12 protein-coding genes are annotated in these 19,240 nt (G+C 42.2%); 2 read left to right on the top strand and 10 right to left on the bottom strand.

What is annotated here, in order from left to right:
* Positions 1-203: 203 nt before the first annotated feature.
* Entirely contained in the window at positions 204-2,216 is a 2,013-nt protein-coding gene (locus LDB17_RS05330; protein ID WP_252638341.1) for a hypothetical protein, read from the top strand.
* A gap of 266 nt (positions 2,217-2,482) precedes the next feature.
* Here the strand turns inward: LDB17_RS05330 and LDB17_RS05325 are convergent, their stop codons facing one another.
* The 10 genes from LDB17_RS05325 to LDB17_RS05280 all read right to left on the bottom strand — a co-directional run bounded on the left by LDB17_RS05325 (position 2,483) and on the right by LDB17_RS05280 (position 16,774).
* Positions 2,483-4,543 carry a tetratricopeptide repeat protein gene (locus tag LDB17_RS05325; protein WP_252638342.1) on the bottom strand — a complete coding sequence of 687 codons (2,061 nt, stop codon included), beginning with the start codon at positions 4,541-4,543 and terminating at the stop codon, positions 2,483-2,485.
* Between the two features lie 109 nt (positions 4,544-4,652).
* Complete coding sequence (locus tag LDB17_RS05320) at positions 4,653-7,049, bottom strand: exopolysaccharide transport family protein (protein WP_252638343.1); 2,397 nt, start codon at positions 7,047-7,049, stop codon at positions 4,653-4,655.
* A gap of 49 nt (positions 7,050-7,098) precedes the next feature.
* Complete coding sequence (locus LDB17_RS05315; protein WP_252638344.1) at positions 7,099-7,842, bottom strand: polysaccharide biosynthesis/export family protein; 744 nt, start codon at positions 7,840-7,842, stop codon at positions 7,099-7,101.
* A gap of 1 nt (position 7,843) precedes the next feature.
* Entirely contained in the window at positions 7,844-8,656 is an 813-nt protein-coding gene (locus LDB17_RS05310; RefSeq protein WP_252638345.1) for a polysaccharide biosynthesis/export family protein, read from the bottom strand.
* Between the two features lie 11 nt (positions 8,657-8,667).
* Positions 8,668-9,231, bottom strand: coding sequence for a peptide deformylase (gene def / locus LDB17_RS05305; RefSeq protein ID WP_252638346.1), 564 nt, complete (start codon positions 9,229-9,231; stop codon positions 8,668-8,670).
* 7 nt (positions 9,232-9,238) lie between these two features.
* Positions 9,239-9,664, bottom strand: a complete 426-nt coding sequence (gene ruvX, locus LDB17_RS05300) for a Holliday junction resolvase RuvX (RefSeq protein WP_006843792.1) — start codon at positions 9,662-9,664, stop codon at positions 9,239-9,241.
* Positions 9,665-9,995: 331 nt separating this feature from the next.
* Positions 9,996-11,573, bottom strand: a complete 1,578-nt coding sequence (locus LDB17_RS05295; protein WP_252638347.1) for a RagB/SusD family nutrient uptake outer membrane protein — start codon at positions 11,571-11,573, stop codon at positions 9,996-9,998.
* Between the two features lie 48 nt (positions 11,574-11,621).
* Positions 11,622-14,969: a TonB-dependent receptor gene (locus LDB17_RS05290; protein ID WP_252638348.1), complete on the bottom strand. Its 3,348-nt coding sequence runs from the start codon at positions 14,967-14,969 to the stop codon at positions 11,622-11,624.
* A 145-nt stretch (positions 14,970-15,114) separates the two neighbouring features.
* Complete coding sequence (locus tag LDB17_RS05285) at positions 15,115-16,074, bottom strand: FecR family protein (RefSeq protein WP_252638349.1); 960 nt, start codon at positions 16,072-16,074, stop codon at positions 15,115-15,117.
* 130 nt (positions 16,075-16,204) lie between these two features.
* Complete coding sequence (locus tag LDB17_RS05280) at positions 16,205-16,774, bottom strand: RNA polymerase sigma-70 factor (protein WP_252638350.1); 570 nt, start codon at positions 16,772-16,774, stop codon at positions 16,205-16,207.
* Positions 16,775-17,312: 538 nt separating this feature from the next.
* Between LDB17_RS05280 and LDB17_RS05275 the strand changes: the two genes are divergently transcribed.
* Positions 17,313-19,154 carry an ABC transporter ATP-binding protein gene (locus tag LDB17_RS05275; RefSeq protein ID WP_252638351.1) on the top strand — a complete coding sequence of 614 codons (1,842 nt, stop codon included), beginning with the start codon at positions 17,313-17,315 and terminating at the stop codon, positions 19,152-19,154.
* Positions 19,155-19,240: the final 86 nt, after the last annotated feature.

Raw genomic sequence — 19,240 nt, 5'->3', positions numbered from 1 at the left:
ACAAAAGTATATGACAAAAAATATTATATTTTTATGAAAATCAAAATACTTCTCGTCTGCGACAGCGACAAAACATTGTCACAAACAAAGAGATGGACAATTTGATGTTTTGATAAGAATAAAAAAAGATACAAAAACATAAAGTCGTACGCGACAAACAAAACTATGTGATTATTTATAAAAACTTAAAATTAAAAAACTACATGAGACAAACAAACATGAGGCAAATACCAAAACCGATGTTCTTGGGGACATTATTATTGTTAGTGTCTTTTCTCTGCGCAAGCCTGGCTATAAATGCACAAGTAACCATTGGTTCGGGCGAGCCTACTGTAGCCGGAGCATTATTACAGGTGAAAGACAAGGAAAATATCGTTGATGGTACAGCCAATGCTTCCAAAGGGTTAGCCTTACCCCGTGTAAACCTCTCGCAAAAGAACCAGCTCTTCCCTATGTTTTTGAAAGACTCGAGTAATCCGGCTTCCGGCCCTAACGATGATTATGCAGCAAACAAGGCAAGTATAGACCAGATGCACACCGGACTGATTGTATACAACTTGGTAGAAGATGACGATAAAGAACTATGTCTGGGACTAAACCAATGGGATGGCGCAAAATGGAATTGCTTCGAATCTAAGTTAGGGAATGCCGTTGTAGAAATAGGCAATTGCGACTCGTTGACTTTCGAAGGTATATACCAAAACGAAGTATCGCTGAATGCAAGCAACTACATGACTATACCATTGCACGTAACCAAGGCAGGGGCATATAATATAACTGCAATGCCCGACCCTTCTAACGGCTATTACTTCACCACTTCGGGCGTTTTTCTGGCTACAGGTTATTATTTTCTTTCTATCCCGGGAGCAGGAACACCAACCAACCATACGGTAGGAACGCCGGGAGACCTGATAAAAATAACAGCAAACGGGAAACAACTGACCACTTGTGACCCTTTGCGAATCAATGTGAAAGACTCTTCTAAAAAACCGCTTTACACGATGGATTGTAGTTCTGTAAAAGTGAAAGGCGTATACAAGGTAGACCAAGCGTTAGATCCGAATACAAATTACATCGAATTGAAACTGAATGTTGACGCTGCCGCAATAGGAGCAACATATCTGATAGAAACAAACACTGTTGACGGTATATCGTTCAAAGATCAAGGACTTCTGACTTCAACATCGATGACCATACAGCTCAAAGGTACAGGAATACCTACCAGTGTAAACAACAAGTATATGACTCTGACTTCAAACAGCCAGAAATCGGTAACTACCTGTAACGCAACTGTAGTTGTGGTGATACCCAAAAAGAAGATGTTGGTGTTAGGATATGTAGATCTTTACGGATGGGTTCCGGGAACGCCGGGTAGAGGATCATACGAGGTATTGACTTCGCCAAACAATTTTGGACAAAACGAAAATAGTATTGTAAAGACTGAAGGCTTTGATATTATTTATCCGGCCATCAATGGTTTCCCAAATTTAACACAAACATCTTATATCATGGATCAGCTGACAAATAAAAAGGTGGATATCTGCTATATTGGCCAAGACATATATGCCGGTGGAGCATCAGGGGAGCAGATATTGTTGCGCCAAGCACTCATAGACTTTGTAAACAAAAAAGGCGTATTGGTTTTATTCTGGGAGGCCAACCCCTCAAGCAACGGAGGTGCACAGGTACTATTCCGCCAGCTCTTTTCAAATCCAAACATTACGCAAAGCGCAATATCAACAACAGGAGGAGCGGGAGCTGTTTATAAAACAACAGCGGTGAACGACGATGTGCTAAATGGCCCTTTTGGTGACGTAAGAAATAAATATTGGGGTGAAGATGCTTCGTGGGCTATGTCGATAGCCAATCTTCCGTCAGGAGAAATAGATGTGTACTCGTGGGGCGACGACTATACATCAACAGCTGACGCTGCGTATCTTGCGAATGTAACAGGATTTAAGCACAAATCGCTCAACTTGGTTTACTTTGGCGATGGAGGGTTTTGCTCGTCTGTATATTCGGCTACATCAGGAAATACTCAAACAGGAAATACCCTCTGCCCTTTCAATTGGGATCCAACGAATATGTTCCCTACACCTAAGCCAAATTATGGTAAAACAACACCGGTTTATAGTGTGTATAACTCCACTATATGGGCCAATACACTTGCTTGGGCACTTAAACAAGCGCAATTTAACGGTATAAACACACCTTGATTTTGTGTTATTGAAGAAGTGGGGGACAAACACTTCTACTGCATATCAAAAAGAAGCCTATTGAGATACGGGCTTCTTTTGTTTTTTAAGGAAAGTAAGGTTGAGTGTATCCCCTATTTTCGAGAGATCATTTCAACCGATTATTTTTAGTCATAACCTTTCACCGAAAAATCCCCGTCGCAGATATAATAAAAATTAGCTCCGAACTCGGAGCTAATAAATCTTTTATTATTTGATTTCTATTCAGTCGCTTAATAAAGAGAAGACTACTCGGTCATACGCTTGATAATACTATAGGCTTCTATCACACCAAGCTCTCCGGCTTTGCGCATATCATCCAAAGCACGGTCTTTGTCCTTGATCTGGAAGCGTGCCAACCCACGATTATAGTATGCTTCTGCAAACTGAGGGTCGCGTCTGATGGCTTCGTTATAGTCTAAGATGGCCGCACGAAAATCATTTTGCTTGTAGCGTATTTCCGCCCTGTTGTAGTAAGCATATACAAACTCAGGGTTAAGCTCTATAACCTTGCTGTAGTTCTTCACAATGAGGTCGTACTCCATCTTTCCCGGATCGAGCATCGATGCTCCTGCACCTGTCAAGGTAGCGTCTTTCTTCGCATTAGCTCCTGTCAAAGAAGAAAGGGCATCGGGCTGTTCCGATTTTTTGTCATATTCCGGAACGTTCTCTTTCAGCTCCAACTGCTTGGTATATACCACCGCCAAGTCGAAATAAGCCAACGTAAATCGAGGATCGAGAGCAATCGCCTTATTGAAATTCTCAATAGAGTTGCCAAAATCTTGAACCAGCATGTAATCCAGCGCACGAGCATAGTATAACTCTGCATTCGCAGGGCTTTCCTCTATACGTTTCGACAGCTCGTTTATCGACCAAAAGTGATCCGCTATCTGAGGCTCATTCAGTGCGGCTTCGCTGTTGGTTATCCTCAACTTTTTAGGCAATGTAGCCTTGCGGTTGAGACCGTCTACCAACTGGCTATAATATACAAAACGTCTGATGTCGTTCGGTTTTTCGTAATAAGTAATCACAAAACGAGGTTCGAGCTCAAGGCGCACTTGCTTGTTCTGAATACGTCCACGAGAGTTACTTTCGTACTTACTCTTTTCTTCGTCTTTCTTATCGGCAACAACTAGCAAGTTAAATTTATCGATATCCTTGTCCGACGTTTCCCTTGTCTTAGCCTCCTCTTCGGTAATTCCTTTGGCTGCCATTTCTTTATTCTTACGGGCCTCTTCGCTTCGTGCGTAATTGAAGTCACGCTCTGCACCCTTCAGGTCGTTTTGCCTGCGTTTGATTTCGCCCCTGCTATAAAATCCGTGATAAAACTCGGGATACTGGGCAAGCACCACATTGAGGTCGGCGATGGCTCCATTGTAGTCGCCGATGTTACTCTTTATCAGAGACCTGTTGAAGTAAGCAATATAGTTGTTAGGCTCAAACTTGAGTACTACATCGAAGTCGGCAATGGCTCGGTTGTCGTCACCCACCTGTGCACGTAGCAAGCCTCGGTTGAAACGTGCGATTATATTGTTCGCATCAAGCTCTATAACCTTGTCGTAGTCGGCCATAGCGCCACGAAGGTCGTTTTTGGAATAACGAATAAGCCCCCGGTTGATATAGTTGCCCGATTGGAGAGGTTCTATCTTTATGGCTTCGTCTAAGTCCGCTAAAGCCTTATCATAGTCTTTCTTGTAGTAATGGAGCAATCCACGCATAGAGTACGACTGAGCCATATACTTATCCTGCTTGATGGCTTCATTGTAGTTTTCGAATGCCTGAATAGTATCTCCTTTTTCCTGATACATGGCTCCACGTGTCAGATACCCCTGAGTATATGTGGGGTATATGCGAAGCAGTTCGTTCAGATATTTCTCGGCTTGGCCATAATCTTTCTTCTGAATGTTGACAATACCCATATTTACGAGCGTAAACTTATCGTTCGGATAGTTATCCAAAGACACTTTATAATCTTCCAACGCCCCGTCGTAATTATTCTGATTTTGGCGGGCATCGGCTCTCAACTGATATGCCTTCGATATAAAGGGATTTCGCTCCAATGCCAACGTACAATCGTCTTCCGTTCCTTTAAAGTCGTCGAGGTAATACTTTGCGATTGCCCTGTAAAAATAAGGCTCGGCAAGATATGGCTTTGCTTTTATCACCTGATTGAAATACTGAATAGCAAGTACATAATCTTCATAGTAAAGCGAATTTCTCCCGATGAGGATTACTCTATCCGTATTTATTTGGGCAAAACTAGACAGACTGCTAAATAACAGGAATATTGAGAATAGATACTTTTTCACGATTATAGTGTATTAATCAACGATTGGCAAATATATGAATAATACATTAACAAAAAAGAAGAGAGACCGTTGGAGCCTCTCTTTTTTATATTTTTTAGTTTTTCGAAATTTAACTTTCAAAATAGTCGTCGTGATAATACGAATTCTTCTTCAGATAGTATGTTTTATCACCATAGTAACGTGATGTTCCGTAATAGCCTTCCCTACCCTTCACATCGTTGAACACCAAGGCTATGTTTTCCACACCATCGAACCCAAGTTGTGTAATCACGCTCTTGAAGAACGCCTTGTTGGTTTTGGCACGGCGCACCACAAACAGCGTTGTATCGGCCATAGATGAAAGAATGTAGGCATCGGAAACAAGACCTACCGGACTACAGTCTACGATCACATAGTCGTACTCTTCTTTCAGATGTTCCAACAGCTGCTTGGTTTTGGCAGTCTTGATCAGCTCACTCGGATTAGGAGGCAGCGTTCCGGCAGGGATAATATCGAATCCGTAGTCGGGGTGCGAAATAATGATTTCTTCCAGAGTAACCTGCCCTATCAGATAGTTGGATATTCCCTTTTGTGCGTCGATCTGTAGCGTTTTTCCTACCGAAGGTCGTCTAAGGTCGAGGTCGACGATGATTACCTTCTTACCCATCAACTGGTACACAGAAGCCACATTGGTAGCGATAAATGTTTTACCATCGGCAGGCTCGGTTGAGGTAACCAATATAGTGATTTTATTCTCCCGCTGAGCCATATATTCTATGCGCACACGCATATTTCGGAACGACTCGGCAAAGCTCGATTTGGGGAAATTCTTCACCAGCACGACACCGCCCGCGAGCTTTTTCGAGATATTCTCGATAGTCCCGATAACAGGCAATCCCGATATTTTTTCACATTCCTCTTTAGACGTAATCGCAAAGTTGAGTACCTCTTCTTTGACTACGACAAAGATCAACGGAATAACCAAAGCAATCATCAGGAAGTACATATAATTTTTGCTCTTCTCGCCCGTATTCATCGCTCCGCCAACCATACGTGGATATTCCCATATAAAGTTGTCGGGTGTATTGGATGCTCTTTGTATCTTGGCTTCGTACTGCCTTTGGGTAAGAAACTGGTGATACATCTCGTTCACGTTATATTCTCGCTGATATTTTATCAGGTCGCGCTCCTGAGGAGGCAGGTTGTCAAGTTTGAGATCGAGGTTCTGATATTTCTTCACCAAGAGGTCTTTCTGATCCTGAAGCTTCACCTGAATAAGTTGCAGCTCTCTCAATATCTGCACACGGCTCTCGTTGAGCTTGTTGATAGCCGTCATATAAATCGGACTCTTAGGTCCTAAGTTCTTCGATTTCCTAAGCTCCTGATTATATTCCTCAACGTATCTCGACAATTTTATTTCGTCTGTCAATCCTATGCTTACAGGGTCTATCAGTTCCGAACTACCCATAATGCCTTCTTTGATCTTCTGTGTGGTAAACAGTACTGTTTTTTCTCGCATCGCCACCTGATCTCGATCCACATCGGCAACATCAAGCTCCCGCCTCACGGTAGCCGAAGACACCTCATATACTCCCGTCTCTTTCTGGAATCGTTCGAGCTTGAGGCGTGATATATTCAGCGAGTCGTTGATAACGGTTATCTGGGCATCGAGGAACTTGATCGTGAGATCGGCTTGTTGGTTTTTCAAAGCCAGATTATAATCCTGAAACTCATCCAAAAGAGCTTTCAGATAATCCATATCTTTAGCCGGATCTGTTCCGTACATGCTGACGGTAAGAGCAGTAGAGTTTTCGGTTTTGAGGGCAGTAGACACCCGTCCGCTATACATCCCTGTGAGTTGGCTATTGGTAAAGAAGCGGAAGCTAAAGGGCAGAAAGTCGCGCTTGAAATTCTTCGTTTTGCGAATCGTCCCTTTAAAGAATTTATTCTCTACAGGACTATCAAACACGACATTGAAGGCTTCTTCGGGTTCTCCGTCCAAACCATCCTTATAGCTCACACGTATCTGGCTATCGCTAACGTATGACACATCAAACACTTTGCTGTACGCCTCGGGCGTAATATCTGTTTCGAGGCTGTCGATAGCAATCTCGATGGGCGAATCGGTGTAAAGGCTGATATATTTAAACCTTGTCTGGATAAAATAGTCGATATGCATCTTCTTCGGCAGGTTCTTTACCGTTCTTTCGGTAAGCCCGTACGATTCTAATACAATCTGCTGATTTTCGGTATTACGCAAGATACTTCCCAGCGGCACTGCTCCCGATATCATACTCGACCCACGGTCTTCGAGTATTATCATAGCCTGAATTCCGTAGAAAGGCACCCACGATTTATTTTTTATAAATGCGTATGCCATAAACAGCGCTATCGAAATAACAAAGAGATACCAGTATTTCAATATGCGGTAAAACCAAAGTACGAAGTCGAAAGACAAGGTCGTCTTGGCCTTTATCTCTTCGAAATACGGATCCGTATCAGCTCCAGGTTTATTATTTATGTCCATCGTAACAAAGTATTTGTGCTAGAAAGGGTTGCTTTTGTATTTATATCGATCACCAGCGATACATCACCGTATACACGAGGAATGTAAGAGGGATCATCATCGTTGCCGCAAACGAGCCTAACGATTCTATATTAAAGAACGAATTCTTGTTTGTAGGGAAATATATCAGGTCGTTGGGGCGTATATAGTAAAACTCGGACTGAATCACATCCTGGGTTCTGAGGTCGAAAGTTTTTACTACCGAATTCCCCAAAGCGTCTCTACGGATGATACTTACCTTCGACAAATCCATCGTACCCGTAGTCTGCTGCGATATGGCCAATGCCTGATAAATGGTCATATTATCTTTATAAACAGAATAGAAGCCCTGTTTGTTAGACGCAAGTATATAAAAATAGTTGCTTGACAATGTCACTTTTACTTGTGCATCGAGGATAGACTCCTGTATCAGCTTCTGGATAATATCTTCTGCCTCCTGAACCGTACGGCCTGCAACCTTGACTTTGCCGAAGAAAGGGAGAATAACTGTACTGTCGCTGTAGATGGTATATGCTTTCAGGGCATTCTGATTGGGACCCACCACCGAGTTGAAAGCACGGAATACTTCTTCGTCGCTGGTAGAGATAGAGCATGATATTTTATCATCCACAGCCAGCCTGTATTCGGTATAGGGCTGTAGAGGATATTGCAAGTTGATATTTTGCAGATAATTTATTTCTTCACTCGAGATGCAGGAAGAGAATATACCAACCATCATCAAACCGGATAACATGTAATATATTATAGCCTTCATATCAAAATACTCTAAGTGTAAATACAATAACCCCGGCCACTGATGTCAGCAAACCGAACAAACCGGCAAAAGAAGTGGTTGTACCAAGAAACTTACGTTTCATCTGAGGGATATACAACACGTCGTTGGGCTGTATATAGTAATATTCGGAATCTATAATATCCTTGCTTCGGAGGTCGAATGTCTTTACGGTAGACCCTGTTTCCGTCTGGCGGATAATGCTCACTTTCGATCTGTCGGCGTATGCTCCTATCGTGCTGGCGATAGAGAGAGCCTGATAGATAGTCATGGTCGTACTGGGCATGTGTATGCGATTTGCCCCCGCTTCGCCAAGTATGCTGAAGTATCTGTTGTAGAGAGACACTTCGGCAGTAGTTCCGTCGGCATAGGCATTCAGCTTGTTTGATATAACATTCCTTATTTCGAGCATCGTTTGCCCTTGCACATACACCTTACCGATGTAGGGAAATGTTATCGTTCCGTCGGCATATACGGTTACAGGAGGTACTCCGGCTGCATCGTCGAGACCTCTTGTCTGCGAGTAAGCGTCGACTCCTGTACGCTCGCTGATACCTTGCCCCGAGAAACGAGGGGTATAAGCCGAAAACATGGCTTTGGTTTGTTCATCCCACGCATATACAACAATGCTGAGTTGGTCGCCCGGTATCACACGATATTGATCGGGCTTGACTGACGTTTCGGGATATTTAAGTTTTATGTCTTGTAAAAAGTCTGTGTCCTTGTTTGTTACACAAGAGCTAAGACTGTAAAAAATAGAAACAAGTATTATACATACCTTGATCACACTTTTCATAATAACAGGTCTTAGTTTTTTGATTGCACCGGTTTTACTCTATATCGGCAATTTGTCCTCCCCTTTAGTAGGTTATTTAATTTAGATTTTATCAATTGTTTTCTGATTCCCGAGATAAGATCTACAAACAGTACGCCTTCTATATGGTCGTATTCGTGCTGAATGCAACGTGCGAAGAAATCTTCATACACCTCATCGTGAGCCACAAAATTTTCGTCGAGATACTGAATGCGGATTCTCTCTTTACGCTCCACCATTTCGTTGATTCCCGGTATGCTGAGGCATCCTTCTTCCAACTTCACAGGCTCGCCCGACTCTTCTACTATCCGAGGATTGATAAACACTTTCTTAAATCCTGCGTATTTGGGTTCATCTTCGGCCAACGGCTCGAGGTCTATCACAAAAAGGCGAATAGCCAACCCTATCTGAGGTGCTGCCAGTCCGATGCCATCGGCATTGTACATGGTTTCGAACATATTGTCGATAAGCGTCTCCAGATTTGGGTAATCTTTTGTAATATCTTCTCCGACTTTCCTAAGCACCGGATGTCCGTATAAGTATATTGGTAATATCATTGTTTAATTATTTGCTTTGTAATCGTAAACTTTCCATGTACCCTTGCAGTATAATAGTCGCACTGATCTCGTCTACAAGGCTTTTGTTCTGTCTGTCTGTTTTCTTTAATCCTGCGTCCAGCATTGTTTTGTGTGCCAAGGCAGAAGTGAACCGCTCATCATAATATTCTATCTGCATATCGGGATAGAGAGATTGCAACTTCTTAACAAATGGACGGATATGCTTCATGTTTTCCGAATATTCGTTATTCATTTGTTTTGGCAAACCCACAATGATGCGCTCTACATCTTCTTTCTGCAAATATGTTTTCAGATAATCCAAAAGAGTATGGGTGGGCACAGTAGTCAGTCCGTTAGCTATTATCTTAAGTGTATCCGATACTGCGATACCTGTCCGCTTTGTTCCATAATCCAGAGCTAAATATCTTCCCATATTATTTCGGCAAAGGTAGAAAAAATATTTATTTCCCTCTAATATAAAGAAGTAAATATAATAAGCGTGTCATTTCTTTTGACTGCTTCGTCTTTCTCGGAGCATAATTTTGACACCTGACTCATCAATCATCTCTACATTTGTAACATCACGAAACAACAATTGTTTTGGGTCGGCATGCAAATCGTAACAATACAGGTCTTTCATAAAATATATACAGGTAGCAAGAACGAATCTTACTACCTGTACTTATCCGAAATCCAATATCAAATCTATCAGATGCCGAAACGGGCATTTACGTATAAAAGGGCAATCATCTTTCTTTTACCTTTTACCATCCTTTGTTCGGGTTCTTATCCCACCATAGTTTTGTACTATAGTTATCTTGTCCGCCTAGCAGTTTCACAGCCTCGTTGTAGTTCTGTGTATTATTGTTCTGCTCATCAGGCGGGAACGGAATACGAGAAGCGAATCTTGTTTTCAGATTTGCATCGGTATTCGAATTTACCAATACAGGGAAGAAACGTGGATATCCGGTACGGCGTTGTTCGCTCCATGCTTCTTGTCCCAGCGGATACATTGCAATCCACTTCTGAGTGATAACTCTCTCCAATTTGGTTTCGAACGGATCTGCATCGTTCCATTTTATTGTGATCGTGCTTATGGCTTTTGCTGCCAACGCAGGATCAGGATCGTTGTAGTCGCCCGGTTTGCTTACTGCATCTTGCAGATAGGCATCGGCTCCGCTTGCCAACCACTGAGAGAATGACAGCTTAACGCCTTCTTCGTAAAGCTCTTTGGCTGTACCACCCATATCCCAGCCTCTTAGAGCTCCTTCGGCTCTCAAGAATGCTACTTCCGAAGCAGGAAGCCACAATGTTGGTGCTGTTTGGGTATAAGTAGCAGACGAATATTTATCGGCCCAGTCTTTTCCCGGAACAGCAATACCTGTTCTCAAACCAAGATATTCAGGACCATTTGACACCTGACTTTTTGTAAAATATCTGGACAAACGGGGATCGCTATAGCCCGACAGATAGGCGATAATATCGGCACAAGCTCGCGAGTCGCCCCATGATGTCGTTACTGTCCAGATTGGATTTTGAGGGAATGCATTCTGTGCAATATCATTGTTGCTTACGATTACTCCCAATGTATGTTTTACGGCTTCTTCTGCTTTTTGTTTAGCAAGTTCGGGATTTGCATATACGATACGCATCGCCATACGAAGCTTGAGCGAGTTGGCATATTTTATCCATTTGGTAAAATCTCCGCTATATACTTTGTCAAATTTAGCCATCGCCGTATAGTTGGGGTTGGCAGCAACAAATGTTGTAAGCTCGGCAATAGCAGCATCCAGATCGGCAAGCATATTTTTGTATACGTCTTCCTGACTGTCGTAAGCCGAACCAAGGCTTCCTCCACCCACTTTGGAGTAAGGGATAGGTCCGTAGAGGTCTGTGATACGTTGCATAGACGTAACACGCAATATCTGAGCCCATGCATAAAGAGGACCTTCGCCTTTGGTTTGCTCCTTCACTTGTGTCCATCCACCATATACTTTTTCGAAAGCATCCTTAAACGGAGAGTTGATCCATCCGGCAGGTGCATTGAAAGTAGAGAAGTTTGAAGACCATGTATTTGCAATAGACAGATAGCGTCCGTATGGGTCACCGATAAGGTTTTCGCCCATCTGGTAAGCATTCTCCTGTGCAGGATACGCATAGTTGAGCATCTGAGGGAAAAATGCACCCAGCTTGTAGTAACCTTCAAGAATTTCCTTGTCGGTAGGTTGAGCAGGATTTCTGTTCATGTCTTCGAAATTGTCGGTACATGATACCAAAACAAGTGAGCACAACAGTGCTGAAGCAAGTCCTGTTTTTATCTTTTGAAATATATTGTTATTCATAATTTTAACTTTTAATATTGTATAAACAATAATCGTAATGAATTAATATTAGAACTCTACCTTAACGCTGAATCCCAAATTGCGAAGACTTGGCTGCATAAAGTAGTCGATACCCTGGAAGTAAGTTCCGGTAGAAGCTGTTGCTTCTGGATCGAAAGGAGCTTTGTTGTAGATCATCCACAGGTTACGCCCTACGAACGATACATTTACTTTCATTACATCGTTGAACCATTTACTAGGCAGGGTATAACCTACCGATACTTCTTGCAAACGAACGTTAGTGGCTTTGTAGATATAATCTGACAATAAGCCTTCGGTTTGTCCTGTTACAGAATAGTATTTGTAAGGGTCGATCTTCGTATTACCGATCATTACGCCTCCATTGTCTCTGGCAACGGCAGTGGCTTTAGTTACGCCGAATCCGTCCAAAATAGCCTGTGTAGGAGAAACAACGATACCGCCCAAACGTGCCGATACGAGGAATCCAAAGTTGATATCTTTCCATCTGAAGTCGTTTCTGAAGCCTAAGTTCCATTTAGGAAGCACCGAGCCCACTTTATCCATTGTGTTTTCGAGTTCAGGGCTACCGTTTTCGTTCAGAACGACAGCTCCTTTATCATCATATTTCAATTTTTTCTTAACATAGAAGTCGCCCATTGTACCGCCTGCCATCAAACGGAATTCTGAAGCTCCTATACCGCCCTGGGAAATAGACTCAAGTGTAACCATCTCTCCGGTAACAGGATCGGCATATTTACCGAGCTGTTTGATCGTATTTTTGTTGTAGCTGGCAGTAAAAGTCGAGTTCCAGTTGAAGTTACCCCATTTGTTGTCGGCTCCCAATGTGATTTCCACACCTTGGTTTTCTACATTACCTGTTTGTATATACATCGATGTATAGCCTGTAGTAGGAGATACAGGTACTTCAAGCGTCTGATTTTTGGTGTTAGACTTGTACCATGTCATGTCGAAGCTCAGTCTGTTGCCCCAGAATTTAGTGCTCAAACCTGCTTCCCACGATCCTGTTCTTTCAGGCTTAAGGTCTTTTATCGGCATATATGTGTTGGTTTTCCAGAAACCTCCCTGCTCGTCATATTCGTATGTCGGGATAGACAAGTTGCGAGGAATAGCCGAGCCTACCGAAGAGTAAGACCCACGTACTTTCATATACGAAATAAAGCTTGGCAATTTCACCATTTCGGATACCACACCCGAAACCCCTACCGATGGGTAGAAGAACGAGCTGTTGCTTGTGTTTGCAAGAGCAGAAGCCCAGTCGTTACGACCTGTCAATGTAAGGTACAACATGCTCTTCCAGCCTAGTTCCACATTGGCGAATACCGACTGTGTTTGTTCGTGCCAGCCGTCTTGTATCAATCTGGTTTTAGGTGCATTCTTGTCGATATTTGTTATCGCAAAGAAGTTAGGAATCATCAACGATGCACCATCTACGCCGCTTTCGTCGGAACGCATATCAGAGATACTTGTACCGATATTGGCAGACAAAGAGTAGTTGCCGAAGTACTTATTGATGTTCAACAACAAGTCGGCATACGCTTGTTTGTAGTCTTCTTTTGTAGACTTGAAACGTCCTGTTTCGGATGCAAACAATTGGTGAGTAGAAGCATAATTCTTCTGCGTGAAGTTATTCTGCGAATTGTCGAGACGAGCACGTCCCATTACATTCATCCAGTCGAAGATATTGTATTGCAGGTTTACGTTCATCATATAGCGGTCGCGCTTGTTTACCATTCTGTTGCGATTGATCACCCAATATGGGTTTTGCATACCTAAGCCTTGGTCTCCAAACTTCCACTGCTGAACGTTGTATCCCAATGCATCGCTATATACTTCATAGTTTTTGGCGTAGCTAAAATCTTCGCCTCTCGGATACGTATATATTGCAGTAAGCGGATTGTAGTATTGTCCCTGAGCCATCATATTCTGGTCTTTTTGCTTGATATAGCTAAAGCCGAAATCGAGGATCATTTTATCGTTCAAGAATTTAGTTGTATTCCTCAACGTTGCATTGTATTTCATATAATCGTTTTCAGGTATTATACCATTGGCTTTAGTAGAACCCAACGACATAAATGTCTGATTCTTGTCTGTACCTACCGACAGTGTAGCCGATGTTTGGGAAGTAGCACCTGTATCGAAAAAGTCTGAAGGATTGTAAGCGTATTTGTTTTGCACATCGCCCCAGCTCTTATACTCACCTGTTTTGTTTCCATATTTGTTTTGGAAATCAGGCATCACAAACGGACGAGAGAATGTAGTCTGGTTGGATATTGTCACTTTTGGTTTACCTGTAGCTCCCTTTTTGGTTGTGATCACAATCGCACCATTTGCAGCGTTAGACCCGTAAAGGGCAGCAGCGGCAGGACCGGTAAGCACCGACATGCTTTCGATATCGTCGGGGTTGAGGTCAGAGATTCCCTCTCCACGAGGCTGATCGGCATACTCATTGTTCTGATTCAATCCGCCATTGTTGGCGTTGAAGATAGGCACACCGTCTATCACGTACAATGCGTTGTTATCCTTTGTTATAGATTTAGAACCACGCATTACCACACGTGTAGCTCCACCGATACCGGCAGCAGATGCATTGATGTTTACACCGGCCACTTTACCCGACAGGGAGTTCATCAGGTTTACATCTTTTACTCCTGTAAGTTCATCGCCTTTTATTTCCTGCACATTGTAGCTCAATGCCTTTTGTGCTCTCTTGATACCCAAAGCAGTTACCACCACTTCGTCAAGGTTCACGTCGCTTTCTTTCAATACGACATCGAACGAAGTTTGACTTCCTACATTCAGCGTTTGCGAAACATAACCAATATAAGTTACTTCCAACGCTTTTCCTGCAGGAACTTTTATCGAGAAATTACCGTCAATGTCGGTCATTGTACCTGTAGTAGTCCCTTTTATGGCGACACTAACCCCGATGAGCGGTTCGCCATTCTTATCCTTTATAGTACCTGTTACCACCCTGTCTTGCTGAGTTGCACTCGTCTCTTTGGTATTTGCATTCGCCGAAAGGATGATATGTGCACCTTCCATGCTATAGCTGATATTTGTATTTTTCAACACATGATCAAGCACCTCCGCGGTGGGCTTATCTTTTACGTTCACAGTGGTTGTCTGATCTACACCAACCTTGTTATTGTAAATAAACAAATAGCTGGTTTGGCTTTCGATTTCGTTTAAGACTTTGGCTAACTTAACATTTTTCAGGTTCATTGTCACTCTTGCACTCTGAGAGTAAGAGTTTTCAGCAAATAAGAATTGTATGCTGCATAATAGACATAAAATAAAAACCCTCATGATTTTTGTCAATTGTTTTAATTCCGGATATTTTAAATAAAAAACATCCTTCAAATCATTATTTTTCATAGATTTGTTTTGTTAATGAGATTGATACTCTTTTTTATTAAAACTGTATTGGTTTCACGTGCCAAAAAATGTTGCAGCATTTTTTGGCACTTTTTGTTACGATCAGATATTTTTCATTGGCTTACATTTTAGAGTGATTGTATTTTTACTTGATATTAATGATATGGGTTTCAGGATCCCTTTGGTATTCAAATTTTATATCTCTTTGCAAAACCCGTAACGCATAGTCGATGCCGTCTACAAAACGGAACTTACCGGTGTACGAATATTTGCCTACATGCGTATTGTCTATATTGATTCTTAGTCCGTATATTTTTTCAAAGTCGCGCATAATACTGCCAAAAGAGGCATTATTGAAGCTGATCAAGCCCTCTTTCCATCGGTAGACATCATAGTCTTCGATACCCGAAACCTCGAGCTTGCCATTTCTCAAAACTGCTCTGGTGTTGGGGCTGAGGGTCAACGACTGGCTAGGGTCGGACGTAAGATCTACCTTTACCTTACCATCCATCAGTGTGGCCACAAAATCGTCTTCACCCGAATATGCCATCACATCAAACTTGGTTCCCAGTACGCTCACGTTTCCTTTCGATGTTTCTACTATAAAGGGTTTATCCTCGTTGTGCACCACCTCAAAATAGGCTTGCCCGTCGAGCTTTACGATACGTTGTTTTTTATTGAAAGATACCGGATATTCTATTTTGGTACGGGCATTGAGCCATACTTGTGTACCATCGGGCAAGGAAAGGTTTACATATTGCCCGGCAGGAACACTGATAGACTGCATTCCATAGTCTTCATTACTGTTTTTTATTTGCATGTACAGCAATCCGCTCATAAGCAAGATAGCAATAACAGCCGCCACTTTCATAAATGTACCAAACAGTATCCGTTTACGGTCTGTCGACGGTTCTTCTACCAATATGCTACTATCGGCAGTGATGCTGCTTTGGTCGTGATGCAGGATCAAGGCATCAAAAAGTTTTCTCTCCTGATAAAACTGCTCCTGATGCTGAGGCGATGCTTCAAACCATTCTTTTATCGTTTGATCTTCACTATCAGTAGTTAAACCTTCAAAAAACCTAAATAACAATTCTGAATCCATTTACTTTTTGCGACTATTTATATTTTTTCTATAAGAATGTCGTGTATAAGAATAACAAACGAAGGCAGTACATCCCTAGTCAAAATATTGTTAACAAATATTAAAAATGAAATTCGATTATAAGCAAGAGCTACTTATTCAGAATAAAGAAAAGCGCAATCCACGCCGAAAGGTAATCTTTCAGGTTTAGCCGAAGCAAGCTCAGGGCTTTTGAGATGTGAAATTCAACTCCTTTGGGTGTAATGCCAAACATTTCGGCTATTTCTTTATGCGATTTTTCTTTGTAACGGCTCTCAACAAATATATCGATTGTTCGCTGTGGTAGTTTGGCCAGTGTATCTCTCACAATCTGCTGTATCTCTTCGGAGAATATCTCTTCGGGGTCGCATGCTTCCAACGAACTGATACGCACATCAAGCTCCCATTGAGCATAGCTGCCCATATCGGTAAGTATCCGGCTTCTGCGTTCTGTTTGTTTGAGGTAGTTGAGGCATTTGTTTTTTATTATCGTCAATATATATGCCTCTATATTAGAATCTGCACTCAGGCTATCCTTATTGTCCCAATAAATCATGAAGGCCTCTGTGGTGAGGTCTTCCGCAACATCCATACTACGTACATACGAATTAGCAAAACGAACAAAGCGGTTATAGTATTTCGTGAAAAAACTATTAAACTTTGGATTTACAGGGTTAACCATTCATACATCATTTAGACAATACAAAAGTAGGAACTATTTAGAACCTGTTTAAATTTTCCACGAATATTTTTCTATGAATATTTCTCCGATTTTCTTCGTTCATTTTTAGTCTCTTTTTGTCCGCTTTATCCTTTTGTTCAACTTTAATAGCCTGCTATTATCGTTTCTCAAAAGAATAAATCATCCTGAAAACAGTTCTAAAAATTGGAACGAGCAAAATTCAAACAGACTCTTAAAATATCAACTGTAAGATTTCATTTTTTTGTAAATCTTTCACAACGGAAATATTAACACAAAATCTCACAATAAAAAGAGTCGGCACAACTGCTGCATACCGTATATCATTACCATACTCTATATTTGCCTTGCTTCACCCAATTAAGTGTCAAATATCACAAAACATTTCCATTAAAACAACATATATGCCAATTATCTAAAATACCTGAAAGCTATTCTATAAATAAAGAATTATGGCTAACTTGCAGCCGTTTTTCGCCGGGACGTAAACCCCGACATTTTTTCACCCAAAAACTTTCTGATGAAAGACTTTATAACACTGATAAGGAGGTTTGTACCTCCGTACAAAAGGCAAGTAGCACTAAATCTTGTGTTCAACATACTGAGTGCTATCCTCAATGTATTTTCTTTTGCGCTGATAGTACCTATACTCCGTATATTGTTTAAGGTAGACGAAAAGGTATACGAATACATGCCTGTGGATACTTCAAGCATCAGCACGATGCTCAACTATAAGGTTCTCGAAAACAACTTCTACGCATACCTTTCGGATATGATGGCCACACACTCGGGCGGAGCAGTATTGCTTGGCTTGGGGCTAACACTTGTGGTGATGACCTTATTCAAAACCGGTGCTACCTACCTCAGTGCTCACTATATTGTAGATGTACGCACAGGCGTGGTACGGGATATCCGCAAACAGATAAACGACAAAATACTATCGCTGCCTCTCGGTTTCTTCTCGGGAGAACGCAAAGGCGATATTATTGCACGTATGACAGGGGATGTAAACGAGGTGGAAAATTCGGTGATGAGTTCGCTCGATATGGTTACCAAAAACCCGATTATGATACTCGTATATCTGGGTACAATGCTTTTTATCAGTTGGGAACTTACCATCTTCGTATTGATACTACTACCTATAGCCGGATACATAATGGGCAAGGTAGGCAAAAGCCTCAAACGCAGATCGGTGACAGCACAAAACCAATGGGGAAGCCTTGTTTCGCAGATAGAAGAAACGCTGGGCGGACTGCGTATCATCAAAGCATTCAATGCCGAGTCGAAGATGAAAACCCGTTTCGACTCGTCTAACAATATTTTCAGAAACATGTCGAACAAGATCGCTCGCCGCCAACAGATGGCACACCCCATGAGCGAATTCTTGGGAACGATTGCAGTGGTTTGTGTACTTTGGTTTGGAGGAACGCTTATATTAGACGGATCGGGATCAATGGACGCATCGAAGTTTATTTATTACCTGACTATATTTTATCTGATCATCAATCCGGCCAAAGACCTATCCAAATCGGTTTACGCCATACAAAAAGGGATGGCTTCGGTTGAACGTATCGACAAGATACTAAAAGCAGAGAATAACATTAAAAATCCTGCTAATCCGAAACCAATATCACTAAAAGAATCGATCACCTACAGAAATGTAGAATTCAAATACGAAACCAGTCATTGGATCATCAAGAATGTAAGCCTCACCATTCCTAAAGGGAAAACAGTTGCCCTTGTGGGACAATCGGGCTCGGGCAAATCTACGATGGCCGACCTCCTACCCCGTTTTTATGACGTAAACAAGGGAGGTATCTATATCGACGATATAAACATCAAGGATGCCGATGTGCACGACCTCCGCTCGCTGATGGGTAATGTAAATCAGGAAGCAATCCTTTTCAACGATACATTCTACAACAACATTGCGTTTGGTGTAGATGACGCCACAATGGAAAGAGTGGTAGAGGCAGCCAAGATAGCCAATGCCCACGATTTTATCATTGCCACCGAAGAAAGATACAACACGAATATAGGCGACCGGGGCAGCAAACTGTCGGGCGGTCAACGCCAACGCATCAGCATTGCCCGCGCCATCCTCAAGAACCCTCAGATACTGATTCTCGACGAAGCCACATCGGCACTCGACACCGAATCGGAACGCCTGGTACAGGATGCGCTCGACAACCTGATGAAGAACCGCACCACGCTGGTTATCGCTCACCGCCTTTCTACAATAAAGAATGCGGACGAAATATGTGTGATGCACGAAGGCGAAATTGTAGAACGTGGACATCACGACGAGCTGTTCGAAAAGAATGGCTACTATCGTAAACTGTGCGACATGCAGCAGTTTTGAGCCCCTCCAACCTCCCCGAAGGGAGGCTTTGTACAAAGAGGGTTATATAAGAATTTTTTATTCCGGTTCCCCCTCCGGAGGTATAG

The sequence above is a fragment of the Dysgonomonas sp. Shenzhen-Wh21 genome (genome assembly GCF_043392705.1).
GTDB lineage: Bacteria > Bacteroidota > Bacteroidia > Bacteroidales > Dysgonomonadaceae > Dysgonomonas.
Note: the sequence above shows the minus strand (reverse complement) of the source record. Positions and strands in the feature narration are given on the sequence as shown.